Below are 13,941 nucleotides of genomic sequence, written 5' to 3' on the forward strand. Positions count from 1 at the left end.
ACTTTTTGCCCGAGAATCGACTATGACCGATCACCGCCAGTGGGCCCGTGAAGCCATCCGCATCATCGAAGCGGACTTCCAGCGCAGCGCCGATACCCACCTGATCCCGCTGCCGCTGCCTGGGTTTCCTGAGGTCGAGCTGTATTTCAAGGATGAGTCGAGCCACCCCACCGGCAGCCTCAAGCACCGGCTCGCGCGTTCGTTGTTTCTTTATGCCCTGTGTAACGGCTGGTTGCGTCCGGGCGCGCCGGTGATCGAGGCGTCGAGCGGCTCGACGGCGATTTCCGAAGCCTACTTTGCGCGCTTGCTTGGGCTGCCCTTCATTGCCGTGGTACCGGCCAGTACCTCGCAGGAAAAGATCGCCCAGATCGCCTTCTATGGTGGCCAGAGCCACCTGGTGCAGGATCCGACGCAGATCTACGCCGAGTCCGAGCGTCTGGCCCGGGAAAGCGGCGGACACTTCATGGACCAGTTCACCTATGCCGAGCGCGCTACCGACTGGCGGGCGAACAACAACATCGCCGAGTCGATCTTTGCCCAGATGCGCTTCGAGCAATTCCCCGAACCGAGCTGGCTGATTTCCAGCCCCGGTACCGGTGGCACTACCGCGACCCTGGGCCGTTACGTGCGTTATCGCCAGCACGCCACCCGGGTGTTGTGCGCCGATGCCGAGCGCTCGGTATTTTTCGACTGCTACAAGACCGGTGACCGCTCGCTGCGCCTGGACTGTGGTTCGCGCATCGAAGGCATCGGCCGACCGCGGGTCGAGGCGTCGTTCCTGGCGCAGGTGATCGACGCCATGGTCAAGGTGCCGGACGCCCTGTCACTGGCGGCCATGCATTACCTGGCCCAGCGCCTGGGGCGGCGGGTCGGCGGCTCCAGCGGCACCAACCTGATCGGCGCCCTGGCGGCGGCGCAACACATGCGCGCGGCGGGGGAGGCCGGCTCGATCGTGGCGATCCTCTGCGACGGCGGCGATCGCTACGCCACTACCTACTATGACCAGGACTGGTTGAGCGGGCAGGGGTATCAGCTGGAGGGGATGATCGCGGCGGTGACGGCGTGTGTCGAGCGCGGTGAGGCGTTGCCGGAGTCGGTGTTGCGCGAGGGTGTTTGAAGGCGGGCTGCCTTGCAGCCCATCGCGGATCACGTCGAGTCGTCGCACCGCTGCTCCCACAGGATTGCAGATATCTCTGTGGGAGCGGCGGTGCGGCGACCCGACTTGACCCGCGATAGCTACTTAGGCCTGCAGGCCGAGCATGCTGCGCGCCACCGCTTCCGCAATGCGAATCCCGTCGACACCTGCCGAAAGGATCCCGCCGGCATAACCAGCACCTTCACCCGCCGGGAACAGGCCCTTGAGGTTCAGGCTCTGCATGCTGGCATCACGGGTGATGCGCAGCGGCGATGAGGTGCGGGTTTCGATCCCGGTCAACACCGCGTCTGGCAGGTTGTAGCCCTTGATCTGCCGATCGAAGGCTGGCAATGCTTCGCGAATGGCTTCGATGGCAAAATCCGGCAGGCTTGGCGCGAGGTCGCCGAGGTTCACCCCCGGTTTGTAGGACGGCTCGACACTGCCGATGGCGGTGGACGGCCGCCCGGCAACGAAGTCACCGACCAGCTGCGCAGGTGCCTGGTAGTTGCTGCCGCCCAGCACGTAAGCGTGGGCTTCGAGTTTTTCCTGCAGCTCGATACCGGCCAGCGGGCCACCCGGGTAGTCCTGCTCGGGGGTAATGCCGACAACAATACCGGAGTTGGCATTGCGCTCGTTACGCGAGTACTGGCTCATGCCGTTGGTGACTACCCGGCCCGGCTCGCTGGTAGCGGCAACCACGGTGCCGCCCGGGCACATGCAGAAGCTGTAGACCGAACGGCCGTTCTTGGCGTGGTACACCAGCTTGTAATCGGCTGCACCGAGTTTCGGGTGGCCGGCATACTTGCCCAGGCGCGCCTGGTCGATCAGCGATTGCGGGTGCTCGATCCGAAAACCGATGGAGAACGGCTTGGCTTCCATGAACACGCCACGGGCGTGCAGCATGCGGAAGGTGTCACGGGCACTGTGGCCCAGGGCCAGGACGACGTGGCGCGAGTGCAGCTGTTCGCCACTTTCCAGGACTACGCCATTGAGCTGGCCGTCGTCCATCAACAGGTCGGTGACCTTCTGTTCGAAGCGTACTTCGCCGCCCAGCGCCTGAATTTCCTGACGCATGTTTTCGACCATGCCGGTCAGGCGGAAGGTACCGATGTGCGGCTTGCTGACGTAGAGGATCTCGTCCGGTGCACCGGCTCTGACGAACTCGTGCAATACCTTGCGGCCGTGGTGCTGCGGGTCCTTGATCTGGCTGTACAGCTTGCCGTCGGAGAAGGTCCCGGCGCCGCCTTCGCCGAACTGCACGTTCGACTCGGGATTGAGCACGCTTTTGCGCCACAGGCCCCAGGTGTCCTTGGTGCGCTGGCGAACTTCCTTGCCGCGCTCGAGGATGATCGGCTTGAAGCCCATCTGCGCCAGCAGCAGGCCGGCGAAGATCCCGCACGGGCCGAAGCCGACCACAATGGGCCGCTCCTGCAGGTCGGCAGGTGCCTGGCCAACCACTTTGTAGCTGACATCGGGGGCGACGTTGACGTTGTGATCGTCGGCGAACTTTTGCAGCAGTTCGGCTTCGTTGCTCGCCTGCAGGTCGATGGTGTAGATGAACAGCAGCTCGCTGTTCTTCTTGCGCGCATCGTAGCTGCGCTTGAACAGGGTGAAGTCCAGCAGTTGCTCGTCGCTGATCCCAAGGCGTTGCACGATGGCCTCGCGCAGGGCTTCATCAGGATGATCCAGCGGCAGCTTCAGTTCGGTGATTCGTAACATGGCAGGGTCCAGTATCCCGGCCATGGACGGCCGGCGGCTTTACACAAACCGCCAAGTATAAGCTGTTCGCCGCCTTTGCAGGCAGGTTAAACGCAGGCGCCGATGATCAGTCGTTGCGTGAGCCACCGTAGTAGGCGCAGCCGCGCAGGGTCTGGCCGTCCACCCGTAGCTCGGCGATCAGATGCTGGACACTGCCGGTGGCGCTGTCGACGCAGCGTTGCGGAGCGACCCAGAGCTCGACTTTCTGGCCGTTGGCCTCGGTGTTGAGGCTGAAGCGCCCGTCGGGCAGCTGTTCTTCCAGGAAAGGGACCGCCAGTGTTGGCTGGCCGAGGCGTTCGAGGACCATGCCCTTGCCGCCGGCCTTGAGGTTCCAGTCCGGCTCGTGGCCACTGGCGCGCAGGGTCAGGCGCTTGAAGTTGGGGTCGCTGCAGGCGCTGCTGGAGTGTTCGATGCGGTACAGGCGTTGTACGTTCAACTGGCCGTCGTTGCCGGCCTTTGCGCTGGCCGACAAGGTACCGCGCACGTCGGCGAACAGGGTGCCGGGGGTGGCCGCCAGCGCGCTGGCTTCCTGCAGCAGGCCGGTGTTGCCGCTGTCGGTCACGGCAAAGCGGCGGGTCTCTTCACAGGGCTTGAACAGCAGTTGTCCGCCCTGGGCCGTCAGTTCGCCCTGCATGCGGGTCTGGCCGGCGGTAGAGGCGGCTTGCGGCTTTTCAGCCAGCATCTGGCAGCCGGCGAACAGCGGCAACAAGGCGACAAGCAACAGCGAAGGGGCAGCACGCATCAAGCAAACTCCAGCATCTCGAGCAAAAGGTGCCGCCACGTTACGCAGGCTGGTCGCCGATCACAAGGCCTTAGCCCACCTGGTAGGTCTGGCCGGTTTGCAAACCTTCGACGCTCTTGGCATAGGCCAGTGCCACGTCGGCGGCCGGAACGGGTTTGAAACCGCGAAAATATGGCGCATAGGCCGGCATGGCTTCGACCAGTACAGTGGGGCTGATGGTGTTGACCCGCAGGCCACGGGGCAATTCGATGGCGGCAGCCTTGACGAACGCATCGAGGGCGCCGTTAACCAGCGCGGCCGAGGCCCCGGTGCGAATCGGGTCGCGGTTGAGGATGCCGCTGGTAAAGGTGAACGAGCCGCCATCATTGATGAACTCGCGGCCGATCAGCAGCAGGTTGACCTGGCCCATGAGCTTGTCGTTCAGGCCCAGGGCGAAGTGCTCCGCGTTCATTTCATCGAGGGCGGCGAAGGTGACATTGCCGGCGGCGCAGACCAGGGCATCGAAGCGGCCGGTTTGCTCGAACAGGCGCCGGATCGAGGCGCTGTCGCTGATGTCCACCTGATAGTCGCCGCTGCTGCGGCCGATGCGCAGCACTTCATGACGTTGCTCCAGCTCTTTGGCAACCGCCGAACCGATGGTACCGCTGGCGCCGATCAACAGGATTTTCATTGAGCCATTCCTCGTAGGGTGTGTAGACAAGGCTCAAGTCTAGGGTGGATTTTTCTGTAGATAAGCGTGCTAATAGGCAACCTTTGGTTTTCATATGGAAACAATCCATGAGCGACCTCGATGATCTGGCGGCCTTTGCCGTGCTGATGGATGCCGGCAGCTTTACCTTGGCCGCGCAACAACTGGGCTGGAGCAAGGGGCAACTGTCCAAGCGCATCAGCGCCCTTGAAGCCAGCCATTCGGTGAAGTTGCTGCACCGCACTACCCGGCGGCTGAGCCTGACCGCTGCCGGCGCCATGTTGCTGCCCCAGGCGCAGGCACTGGTGCGGCAAATGGAAGGGGCGCGGCAAACCCTGGCCATGCTCAAGGACGAACTGGCGGGACCGGTGCGTATCACCGTGCCGGTGTCGTTGGGCGAGACGTTTTTTGAAGGATTGCTGCTGGAGTTCGCCGCTCGCTACCCGGACCTGCAAGTGGAGCTTGAGCTCAATAACGGCTATCGCGACTTGCTGGGCGACGGCTTTGACCTGGCGATTCGCACCGATGTCCAGGATGACGCGCGACTGGTTGCCCGCCCGGTGCTGGCCATGCAGGAGCTGACCTGCGCCAGCCCGGCCTACTTGCAGCGCTATGGCGAACCGATGGTGCCGGGCGAACTGAGCAGCCATCGCTGCCTGCTCAACAGCCATTACAGCGGCCGTGAAGAGTGGTTGTATCACCAGCAGCACGAACTGTTGCGGGTGCAGGTGGCGGGCAGCTTTGCCAGCAATCATTACAGTTTGCTGAAGAAGGCGGCGCTGCTGGGCGCCGGGGTCGCCCGTCTGCCGTCGTACATGCTCCATGCAGAACTGGCTGACGGCCGCTTGCAGTGGTTGCTGCGCGACTATCAGACGCGCAGCGTGCCGTTGTTCCTGGTGCACCCCTATCAAGGCGGGATGCCGCAGCGGGTCCAGGTGCTGGCCGATTACCTGCTGGCCTGGTTCAGGCGCAGCAGCCAGGCCTTGCGGACCCTGTAGGGGTTACATCTTGTCGTCGTGCATTTCGTTTTTCATCATCTTGTCGTTCTTGTCCATCTTCTTGTCCATCTTCATGCCGTTGCTCATGTCCATCTTCTTGTCGTCGGCCATTTTCTTGTCCATTTTCATGTCTTTCTCCATGCTTGCTTCCTTGCTCATTTTCATGTCGTCGGCGGCGTGGACAACAGGCAGGAAGGCCAGGCTCGAGCCCAGGGAGAGGATAAGTGCGGCGGCGCTGAGGGACTTGGTCATGATGAGGCTCCAGTAGTAAGGGGAGGTTAGAGCCAGCGCTTCTGGCCCACCTGCAGCACTAGAGTCCGGTGCCCTGGAGGCGTTACAGCAGGCAAGAAAAAAGGCCCGAAGGCCTTTTTTCATTTGTGGCATAAAGCGTCTGGCATCAACCGCCCAGGTAGGCGTCGCGGACTTTCGGGTCGGTCAGCAGCGCTTCACCGGTGCCTTCCATCACCACCCGGCCGTTTTCCAGCACATAGGCACGGTCGGCGACTTTCAGCGCCTGGTTGGCGTTCTGTTCGACCAGGAACACCGTCACGCCATCACGGCGCAGTTGTTCGATGATGTCGAAGATCTGCTGGATGATGATCGGTGCCAGGCCCAGCGATGGCTCGTCGAGCAGCAGCAGCTTGGGTTTGCTCATCAGCGCCCGGCCGATGGCGAGCATCTGCTGCTCGCCGCCGGACATGGTGCCGCCACGCTGGCTGAAGCGCTCCTTCAGGCGCGGGAACAGTTGCAGGACCTTGTCCATCTGCTCCTGGTAATCGCCCTTGTCGGTGAAGAAACCGCCCATGGCCAGGTTTTCTTCCACGGTCAGGCGGGCGAACACGCGGCGGCCTTCAGGGACCACAGCGATGCTCTTGCGCATGATGTGCGAGGACGGCTGGCCGACCAGCTCTTCACCCAGGTAGCGGATGCTGCCGCTGCTCGCTTGCGGCGAGCCGCAGAGGGTCATCAGCAGGGTCGATTTGCCGGCACCGTTGGCACCGATCAGGGTGACGATCTCGCCCTGGCGGATCTCGACGTTGACGCTGTGCAGTGCCTGGATCTTGCCGTAGAAGGTGGAAACGTTTTCGAACTGCAGCATTTACGCTTCCCCCAGGTAGGCTTTGATCACTTCAGGGTTGTCGCGGATCTGTTCCGGCGTACCGTCGGCCAGGGGCGTGCCCTGGTTGATCACCACGATGTGGTCGGAGATGCTCATGACCAGTTTCATGTCGTGCTCGATCAGCAGCACGGTGACGTTGTGCTCTTCACGCAGCACGCTGATCAGCGCTTTGAGGTCTTCGGTCTCTTTCGGGTTGAGGCCGGCCGCCGGTTCGTCGAGCATGATGATCCGTGGACGGGTCATCATGCAGCGGGCGATTTCCAGGCGCCGTTGCTGGCCGTAGGCAAGCGTACCGGCGGGGCGGTTGGCGAACTCGAGCAGGTCGACCTTCTCCAGCCAGTACCGTGCGTACTCTTTTGCTTCGAGCTCGCTGCGGCGGAAGGACGGGGTCTTGAGCAGGCCGGCAAAGAAGTTGGTGTTCAGGTGCCGGTGCTGGGCGATCAGCAGGTTTTCCAGGGCGGTCATCTCTTTGAACAGACGCACGTTCTGGAAGGTCCGCACCACACCCTTGCGGGCGATCTGATGGCCGGCCAGGCCCTGGATCGGCTGGCCGTCGAGCAGGATGCTGCCGGCGCTCGGCTTGTAGAAACCGGTCAGGCAATTGAACACCGTGGTCTTGCCGGCGCCGTTCGGGCCGATCAACGCCACTACCTGTTTTTCCTTGACGGTCAGGGCCACGCCGTTGACCGCCAACAAGCCGCCGAAGCGCATGCTCAGGCCGCTGACTTGCAGAATTTCGCGGCTCATCGACGCAGCTCCATATGTGGACGTTGCATAGGCAGCAGGCCTTGCGGACGCCAGATCATCATCAACACCATCAGCGCACCGAACATCAACATGCGGTATTCGCTGAATTCACGCATCAGCTCAGGCAGCAGGATCATCACGATGGCCGCAAGGATCACGCCCAGTTGCGAGCCCATGCCGCCGAGCACGACGATGGCGAGGATGATGGCCGATTCGATGAAGGTGAACGACTCCGGTGTCACCAGACCCTGGCGTGCGGCGAAGAAGCTGCCGGCGAAACCGGCGAAGCAGGCACCCAGGGTGAACGCCGAGAGCTTGATGATGGTCGGGTTCAGGCCCAGTGCGCGACAGGCGATTTCATCTTCACGCAGGGCTTCCCAGGCGCGACCGATCGGCATGCGCAGCAGGCGGTTGATCACGAACAGCGCCAGCAACGCCAGCAGCAGCGCCACCAGGTAGAGGAAGATCACCTTGTTGATCGAGTTGTACTGCAGGCCGAAGAACTCGTGGAAGGTCTGCATGCCCTCGGCGGCCTTGCGTTCGAAGGTCAGGCCGAAGAAGGTTGGTTTCTCGATGTTGCTGATCCCGTTGGGGCCGCCGGTAAGACCGGTGAGGTTTCGCAGGAACAGGCGGATGATTTCACCGAAACCCAGGGTCACGATGGCCAGGTAGTCGCCGCGCAGACGCAATACCGGGAAGCCGAGCAGGAAGCCGAAGGTCGCCGCCATCAGGCCGGCAATCGGCAGGCAGATCCAGAAGCTCAGGCCGTAGTAGTGCGACAGCAGGGCGTAGCTGTAGGCGCCGACGGCATAGAAGCCGACGTAACCCAGGTCGAGCAGGCCAGCCAGGCCGACCACGATGTTCAGGCCAAGGCCCAGCAACACGTAGATCAGGATCAGGGTGGCGATGTCGACCGCGCCGCGTGAGCCGAAGAACGGCCACACCAGTGCAACCATGATCAGGCCGATGATGATCCAGCGCTGGGTCTTGGGCAGGGTCAGGAAGTTGCTCATGGCCGGCGAGATCAACTTACGGCCCGAACGGCGGCTGGTTGCCGCGCTCCATTGCTTGTCGAACAGCACGCGCAAGAACATCAGCACCGAACACACGGCGATGACCGTGAGGGTGAAAGGCCCTTGGCTGTGAACGATCAGGTTGATGCCGTCGATGCTGAGTTTCAGGCCCAGCACCGGGAAGGCGACAGCCCAGACCAGCAAGGCGCTGAAGAACGCCTGTTTAAGATTTTTGTTCATACTTTTTCAACCTCCGGACGGCCGAGGATGCCGGTCGGACGGAACAACAGCACCAGAACCAACAGGCCGAATGCCACGACGTCCTTGTACTGGTCACCGAAGATATCGGCGCCAAAGGCTTCAGCCACCCCCAGCACCAGCCCGCCGAGCATGGCGCCCGGAATGCTGCCGATGCCGCCCAGCACAGCCGCGGTAAAGGCCTTCAGGCCCACCAGGAAACCGGCGTTGGGGTTGATCACCCCGTACTGCATGCTCAGCAGCACGGCCGCCACGGCCGCCAGGGCGGCACCGATGACGAAGGTCAGGGCGATGATGTTGTTGGTGTTGATGCCAAGCAGGTTGGCCATCTTGATGTCTTCGGCACAGGCCCGGCAGGCCCGGCCCAGACGCGAGCGGGAGATGAACAGGGTCAAACCGGTCATGGCCACCAGGGTGACTACGAAAACCAGGATCTGCATGTAGGAGATCAGCACTTCCTCTGCGCCGCCCGGGCCGAAGGAGATACTCCCAGGGATCAGGTTGGGGATGGACTTGTCCTTGGAGTCCTGGGATAGCAATACGGTGTTTTGCAGGAAAATCGACATACCGATGGCAGAAATCAGCGGGATCAACCGGTTGCTGTTACGCAACGGACGGTAGGCGACCCGTTCGATACTGTAGCCATAGGCACTGGTAACGAAGATCGTGGCGACGAAGGCGACGGTCATCAATATCGGCAGTGAATCGATTCCCATCATGGCCAGGCCCGCAAGGGCGATGAAGGCCACGTAGGAACCGATCATGTACACCTCGCCATGGGCGAAGTTGATCATTCCAATGATGCCGTAAACCATTGTGTAGCCAATGGCTATCAAGGCATAGGTGCTGCCAATGGTCAGGCCATTAACCAGCTGTTGGAAGAAGTGATAGATCTCAGGCATTACAGCGCTCCTAAAAACCTGATACGCATTTCACTGGTGGGGATGCCCCCGGCCTGGTCTTGTGGTCTTGGCCACTTCGGCACAGGCAACTGCCAGCGAACCGCTGGTGACGGTTTTAAGATTTTCAGGTGAACCTGCTCCCGGATCGCGGGAATCAGGCCCATGAACCTCGTAAAACAAAGCCCACTGCTCGCACAGTGGGCTTGTAGTCATATAGTCAGACGGGATTACTGAGGGGAAACTTCGGTTTTAGGTTTGCCGAAATGCCATTCGTAGACCACGAATTTGAAGTCTTTCAGGTCGCCTTTGGCGTCGTACGACAGGTCGCCGGTCGGGGTCTTGAAGGTGCCGGCATGGATGGCTGCAGCCACTTTATCGGTGTCTTCGGACTTGGCCGCCTTGATGCCTTCGGCGATCAGCTCGACAGCCGAGTAGGCCGGGAACACGAACGGGCCGCTTGGGTCTTTGCCGTCAGCCTTGATGGCATCGGCGATGGCCTTGTTCGCAGGGTCGGCGTCGAAGGATTTCGGCAGGGTCACCAGCAGGCCTTCGGAAGCGCCTTGGGCGATCTGCGAGATGGAGTCGTTACCGACACCTTCAGGGCCCATGAACTTGGCGTTCAGGCCTTTCTCTTTGGCTTGACGCAGGATCAGGCCCAGCTCCGGGTGGTAGCCGCCGTAGTAGACGAAGTCGACATTGGCTTGCTTGAGCTTCTGAATGATCGAGGAGAAGTCCTTGTCGCCGGCGTTCAGGCCTTCGAACACGGCAACCTTGACGCCTTTGCCTTCGAGGGTGGTTTTGACCGCGCTGGCGATGCCTTCACCGTACTGCTGCTTGTCGTGCAGTACCGCAACCACTTTCGGTTTCACATGGTCGGCAATGTAGTTGCCAGCCGCAGGGCCCTGGGCGCTGTCCAGGCCGATGGTGCGGAAGATCAGCTTGTAGCCGCGGGAGGTGATTTCCGGGCTGGTGGCAGCCGGGGTGATCATGATCACGCCTTCGTCTTCGTAGATGTCGGACGCAGGCTGGGTGGAGCTGGAGCACAGGTGGCCGACTACGTACTTGACGCCGTCGTTGACCACTTTGTTGGCGACTGCCACGGCCTGTTTAGGGTCGCAAGCGTCATCGTATTCTTTGGCTTCAAGCATCTTGCCGTCGACGCCGCCCTTGGCGTTGATGTCCTTGATGGCCTGTTTTGCACCGATGAACTGCATGTCGCCGTACTGAGTGACCGGGCCGGTTTTCGGGCCGGCGATGCCGATCTTGATGGTATCGGCTGCAAACGAATGGCTGGCAACCCCGGCCAGAACCATTGCGGCAAACAGTTTGGAAATCTGCTTAGTAGCCTTACTCATAGTGCTCCACTCATTCTGTTGTAATTTTTATAGTCCTGGCGGCCAGAGCTTGAGGACCGGATCAGGTTCCATGAGAGGCCACGCCTCGTCACGGACCCGGATAACCCCCGGAACGGCCCTGGCAACTGTACCGGTACAGTGTAGAGCGCTGCTTTGTCGCTTGAAAAGCAGGCCCGCCGGGGCAAAAACCAGGGGTGTCGCCTAATCGACAGAAAGTTATAGAAAAACGCCGTTGTTTTGCCAGTTTCTCTGGTCAAACCCGGGCATTTACCACCTTGTCGATCAATTACTTATTTTGAAACTGGGTTTTTCTGCAAAAATACCGACCTTTATCGCGGTCGAATTATTTCTGGTAGGAACCCATGACAGATCAACCAAGCACCCTCTATGCCAAATTGCTCGGCGAGACAGCAATAATCGAGTGGAAAGCGCTGGAGCGTTTTTGGGCCAAGGGTGACCTGATTTGGGTCGAGCCGACCCTGGACCTGATCGATGTTGCACAGGCAATGGCCGAAAACCGTAGCGAAAGCGTCGCTGCATGGCGTAATGCTGGCACTGTCGGAGCGGTCACTGCAGAGCAGGCACTAGACCTTCAGAGCCGCGATCCAGAGATCTGGGCCGTGGTGGTCTCGCCGTTTATTGTGATTCAGGAAAAGACCAACGGCTGATCACGCGCCAAAATGGTGCGTGAAAATGCACAGCGGGATGGTTTTGGTGCGCGGGACTGTTCAGCCGGGGTGGCTGTTGGTAACAGTTGGGTGTGCCAAGGCAGTGCGGTAACAGTCTGATCGCGGGGCAAGCCTGCTCCTACCGATGTAGGAGCGGGCTTGCCCCGCGATGCTTTCAATCAGTAATCCACTTTGCCGGTATGGCTGTTCAACGAGATCACCCGGGTCTTGCCGATGCGGTGACGGTAGATCTCACGCAGGTATTTCACCGCTTTCTTCACGCATTCGCGTGATAGCCGGATGTCATTGATCGAGACGAACTTGCTCTTGTCGTTGATCAGCTCGCGGTATTTCTTCTCGTACATCGGTTTGATCGCGTACCAGTTGGTATCGAGGATCTTCGCCGGGTTCTCGAACTCGTTGAGCAGGTCATCGATGCGGTCTTCATCGAAGGCATCGCTGGTGATGAACTCAAGGATGGCATTGTCCAGGGTATCGTCGAAGCGGTACGGGTTACGCGCAAAACAGCGCTTGATAAAGGCCACGATCAGGGTCAGGAAGTCGTCCGACAGGCACGGGCTCTTGGCGATCAGGGTGGTCAGCGACAGGTTCGCCGAGGCACCGATCACCAGCGCATAGCGCTTGAGCGTGGTGTTGGGGAACAGGCTGTTGAGGTGAGTCTTGAGCCGGTTCAGGTCCATGTACGACAGCTTGTAGTCCTTGGGCAGCGACACGATCGACACCACCGACGAGCAGTTCTTGAAAAAATGCAGGTCGTGCAGCGCCGCCGCGTCGTAGCCGGAGGCCTGGTATTGCTCAAGGGCGGCGCGGTAGCGGCGGGATTCAATCGGCAGCAGGCTGATGCCTTCGATCGCCTGGGTCACCTTGTTGAAGTGCGGCAGGTCGATGGAGCGGAAGAACAGGTCGTCGATGTTCAGCCGCGGCTGCTCTTTCTCGAACACTTTGAATTTGTCCGAGCTGGGCGACGGCTGTTCCGGCACTACCGATTCGGCGTAGGCGATGGCCACGGGGCCTGCCAGGCTCATGAACAGGTCGTTGGCATCCAGGCGGATGGTTTCGCCGATGTCGATGCCGGCACGACGGAAGTAGTTCTGGTCGTAGTCGGTGGTCACTGCCTGGGCGGTGAGGATGTTGAAGATCTGCTGGGAGATGTACTGGTTGGCGTGCTTCTCCATGGCGTTGACGTCGATGTTCTGGATGTTGCCGTCATCGTTCTCTTCGGCGTAGCGCATGATGTCGTTGGAAATCAGCATCATCGCGTTCCACGGGCGGATGCGGCCCATGACGCTGGCCTCGCTGCTGTCTTCATTGTCGAAGTTGTACGAGAAATCCCATTCCTCGGACAGGTACTTGCACAACAACCGGCCGGCGTTGATGTGCAGGGCTTCGGACATTTCGCTGCGATGATCGGAGATGTTCGGCAGCACGCAGATACCGCTGGTGAAGATCGGCTCGAAGACGAACGAATGGCCGCTCTTGCCGTCATTTTCGTCGGCCGGCTTGGTGTCGAACGTCTTGTTCATGTACGAATATTGCTGGGCCAGGCCGAACTCCGAAGCCATGCCCGAGCCGGTACCGCCACCGGCGCTGAAGATGTAGAAATACAGGCGTGACTGGTTGGCCTTGATCCCGCAGGAGTCGATCAGGTACGAGTGGATCAGCTTCCAGTCGGCGCTGGAGAAGCGGTGGGTTTCCTTGTTGAGGATGATCTTGGCCAGGTACTGGCCGAGGATCGGCGCGTTACCGGCGCCACCGGCATGGACTTCCGACAGGTCCATGATTTTCATTTTGCTGTAGTCGCGGATAAAACCGCTCTTCTCACCCTTGCGCGAAAAACGGATGCGTCCGGCGATGTCCTTGTCGAGGTCGCCGAGCATCACCAGCGGCTCTACCAGGAACACCGGCTTGGTGCCCTTGTTCTGCACCAGGCGCAGGTTGTTGCGAATCCAGCGCGCCGGGCTGTAGTTCGGTTCGCTGCCGGCGCGGTCTTCGTTGTTGAATTCGTTGAGGTAGAAGGTCCTGGCGTTGTATACAAGTTCTGCGACATCCAGGGCGATGTTCGAGCCACAACGGCCCAGGCCAATCAGGCACACCGAGGGGAACTGCTGGTCCAGGCGCAGCTGGGTGTCGTCTTCGACATGCACGCTGGGCGGGAACACCAGGTCACGCAGGCCATCGAGGTTGTCGAGGATGCGCTGGATATCGGTTTCGGTGAAGTACAGGTACTGCTGCGGGTTGAGCGCCCGCGGGCTGTAGTAGCTCGAGCCGGGAGCGCTGTACGCGGGAGTGGGTGATGTCAGCTCGGAAACCGCGTTGGCAGAAGTAGTCTTGGAGGTCATTTTGCGCCATTTGCCTGGGGGTGGGTGGCTGTTCTAGTAGGTAGCATAGAGCCATCACTGGATGAGGTTCGCGACTGTATCAGTGCGCATTTGGCGTGGGCGATAGGGGTTAACCCGATGCCTGTGTAGGAGTTTTCCTTGCCACGCCTGCAAACTGAATCGTCCGATCAGTCAACTTCTTTAATCTGTCTGGAGCT

Annotated in this window: 13 protein-coding genes; 3 read left to right on the plus strand and 10 right to left on the minus strand. The window is 60.7% G+C overall.

Features of this window, described 5'->3' with window-relative positions; genetic code table 11:
• Window positions 1-22 precede the first annotated feature (22 nt).
• Window positions 23-1,117 (plus strand): PLP-dependent cysteine synthase family protein, encoded by a 1,095-nt coding sequence (locus tag BLR26_RS09520; protein WP_045197810.1) that lies wholly within the window; start codon window positions 23-25, stop codon window positions 1,115-1,117.
• Between the two features lie 123 nt (window positions 1,118-1,240).
• Here the strand turns inward: BLR26_RS09520 and BLR26_RS09525 are convergent, their stop codons facing one another.
• From BLR26_RS09525 to BLR26_RS09535, 3 genes are all read right to left on the minus strand, one after another.
• Window positions 1,241-2,854, minus strand: a complete 1,614-nt coding sequence (locus tag BLR26_RS09525) for an NAD(P)/FAD-dependent oxidoreductase (RefSeq protein ID WP_045197811.1) — start codon at window positions 2,852-2,854, stop codon at window positions 1,241-1,243.
• A 106-nt stretch (window positions 2,855-2,960) separates the two neighbouring features.
• The gene (locus BLR26_RS09530) at window positions 2,961-3,635 is read right to left on the minus strand and encodes a COG3650 family protein (protein WP_045197813.1); all 675 of its coding nucleotides are present in this window, start codon (window positions 3,633-3,635) and stop codon (window positions 2,961-2,963) included.
• A gap of 70 nt (window positions 3,636-3,705) precedes the next feature.
• Window positions 3,706-4,305 (minus strand): short chain dehydrogenase, encoded by a 600-nt coding sequence (locus tag BLR26_RS09535; RefSeq protein ID WP_045197815.1) that lies wholly within the window; start codon window positions 4,303-4,305, stop codon window positions 3,706-3,708.
• A gap of 107 nt (window positions 4,306-4,412) precedes the next feature.
• On the opposite strand from BLR26_RS09535, the gene BLR26_RS09540 reads away from it, so the two are divergent.
• Entirely contained in the window at window positions 4,413-5,321 is a 909-nt protein-coding gene (locus BLR26_RS09540) for a LysR family transcriptional regulator (RefSeq protein WP_093380195.1), read from the plus strand.
• A gap of 3 nt (window positions 5,322-5,324) precedes the next feature.
• Here BLR26_RS09540 and BLR26_RS09545 read toward each other — a convergent pair whose 3' ends face one another.
• The 6 genes from BLR26_RS09545 to BLR26_RS09575 all read right to left on the minus strand — a co-directional run bounded on the left by BLR26_RS09545 (window position 5,325) and on the right by BLR26_RS09575 (window position 10,716).
• Entirely contained in the window at window positions 5,325-5,573 is a 249-nt protein-coding gene (locus tag BLR26_RS09545) for a hypothetical protein (protein ID WP_093380198.1), read from the minus strand.
• Window positions 5,574-5,718: 145 nt separating this feature from the next.
• Window positions 5,719-6,420: an ABC transporter ATP-binding protein gene (locus tag BLR26_RS09550; RefSeq protein ID WP_045197821.1), complete on the minus strand. Its 702-nt coding sequence runs from the start codon at window positions 6,418-6,420 to the stop codon at window positions 5,719-5,721.
• Window positions 6,421-7,188: a high-affinity branched-chain amino acid ABC transporter ATP-binding protein LivG gene (livG, locus tag BLR26_RS09555; RefSeq protein ID WP_045197823.1), complete on the minus strand. Its 768-nt coding sequence runs from the start codon at window positions 7,186-7,188 to the stop codon at window positions 6,421-6,423. It lies immediately after the preceding gene.
• Window positions 7,185-8,441, minus strand: a complete 1,257-nt coding sequence (locus BLR26_RS09560; RefSeq protein ID WP_045197825.1) for a high-affinity branched-chain amino acid ABC transporter permease LivM — start codon at window positions 8,439-8,441, stop codon at window positions 7,185-7,187. The genes livG and BLR26_RS09560 overlap by 4 nt, the downstream gene beginning before the upstream one ends.
• A complete protein-coding gene (gene livH / locus BLR26_RS09565) occupies window positions 8,438-9,361 on the minus strand; it encodes a high-affinity branched-chain amino acid ABC transporter permease LivH (protein ID WP_028943524.1) in 924 nt (307 codons plus the stop codon). The genes BLR26_RS09560 and livH overlap by 4 nt, the downstream gene beginning before the upstream one ends.
• Before the next feature lie 227 nt (window positions 9,362-9,588).
• On the minus strand, window positions 9,589-10,716 hold the full coding sequence (locus BLR26_RS09575; RefSeq protein ID WP_045197827.1) for a branched-chain amino acid ABC transporter substrate-binding protein: 1,128 nt from the start codon (window positions 10,714-10,716) through the stop codon (window positions 9,589-9,591).
• Window positions 10,717-11,078: 362 nt separating this feature from the next.
• On the opposite strand from BLR26_RS09575, the gene BLR26_RS09580 reads away from it, so the two are divergent.
• Window positions 11,079-11,384, plus strand: a complete 306-nt coding sequence (locus BLR26_RS09580; RefSeq protein WP_045197829.1) for a DUF2288 domain-containing protein — start codon at window positions 11,079-11,081, stop codon at window positions 11,382-11,384.
• Window positions 11,385-11,563: 179 nt separating this feature from the next.
• On the opposite strand, the gene BLR26_RS09585 is transcribed toward BLR26_RS09580, so the two are convergent.
• Window positions 11,564-13,744 carry a hypothetical protein gene (locus BLR26_RS09585; protein ID WP_045197831.1) on the minus strand — a complete coding sequence of 727 codons (2,181 nt, stop codon included), beginning with the start codon at window positions 13,742-13,744 and terminating at the stop codon, window positions 11,564-11,566.
• Window positions 13,745-13,941 lie beyond the last annotated feature (197 nt).

This window comes from Pseudomonas sp. UC 17F4, from assembly GCF_900101695.1.
Taxonomy (GTDB): domain Bacteria; phylum Pseudomonadota; class Gammaproteobacteria; order Pseudomonadales; family Pseudomonadaceae; genus Aquipseudomonas.

What these genes read in the sequence shown, in the direction of transcription:
- BLR26_RS09520 (WP_045197810.1), top strand. Translation starts at nt 23, where the DNA reads ATGACCGATCACCGCCAGTGGGCCCGTGAAGCCATCCGCATCATCGAA.
- BLR26_RS09525 (WP_045197811.1), bottom strand. Translation starts at nt 2,854, where the DNA reads ATGTTACGAATCACCGAACTGAAGCTGCCGCTGGATCATCCTGATGAA.
- BLR26_RS09530 (WP_045197813.1), bottom strand. Translation starts at nt 3,635, where the DNA reads ATGCGTGCTGCCCCTTCGCTGTTGCTTGTCGCCTTGTTGCCGCTGTTC.
- BLR26_RS09535 (WP_045197815.1), bottom strand. Translation starts at nt 4,305, where the DNA reads ATGAAAATCCTGTTGATCGGCGCCAGCGGTACCATCGGTTCGGCGGTT.
- BLR26_RS09540 (WP_093380195.1), top strand. Translation starts at nt 4,413, where the DNA reads ATGAGCGACCTCGATGATCTGGCGGCCTTTGCCGTGCTGATGGATGCC.
- BLR26_RS09545 (WP_093380198.1), bottom strand. Translation starts at nt 5,573, where the DNA reads ATGACCAAGTCCCTCAGCGCCGCCGCACTTATCCTCTCCCTGGGCTCG.
- BLR26_RS09550 (WP_045197821.1), bottom strand. Translation starts at nt 6,420, where the DNA reads ATGCTGCAGTTCGAAAACGTTTCCACCTTCTACGGCAAGATCCAGGCA.
- livG (WP_045197823.1), bottom strand. Translation starts at nt 7,188, where the DNA reads ATGAGCCGCGAAATTCTGCAAGTCAGCGGCCTGAGCATGCGCTTCGGC.
- BLR26_RS09560 (WP_045197825.1), bottom strand. Translation starts at nt 8,441, where the DNA reads ATGAACAAAAATCTTAAACAGGCGTTCTTCAGCGCCTTGCTGGTCTGG.
- livH (WP_028943524.1), bottom strand. Translation starts at nt 9,361, where the DNA reads ATGCCTGAGATCTATCACTTCTTCCAACAGCTGGTTAATGGCCTGACC.
- BLR26_RS09575 (WP_045197827.1), bottom strand. Translation starts at nt 10,716, where the DNA reads ATGAGTAAGGCTACTAAGCAGATTTCCAAACTGTTTGCCGCAATGGTT.
- BLR26_RS09580 (WP_045197829.1), top strand. Translation starts at nt 11,079, where the DNA reads ATGACAGATCAACCAAGCACCCTCTATGCCAAATTGCTCGGCGAGACA.
- BLR26_RS09585 (WP_045197831.1), bottom strand. Translation starts at nt 13,744, where the DNA reads ATGACCTCCAAGACTACTTCTGCCAACGCGGTTTCCGAGCTGACATCA.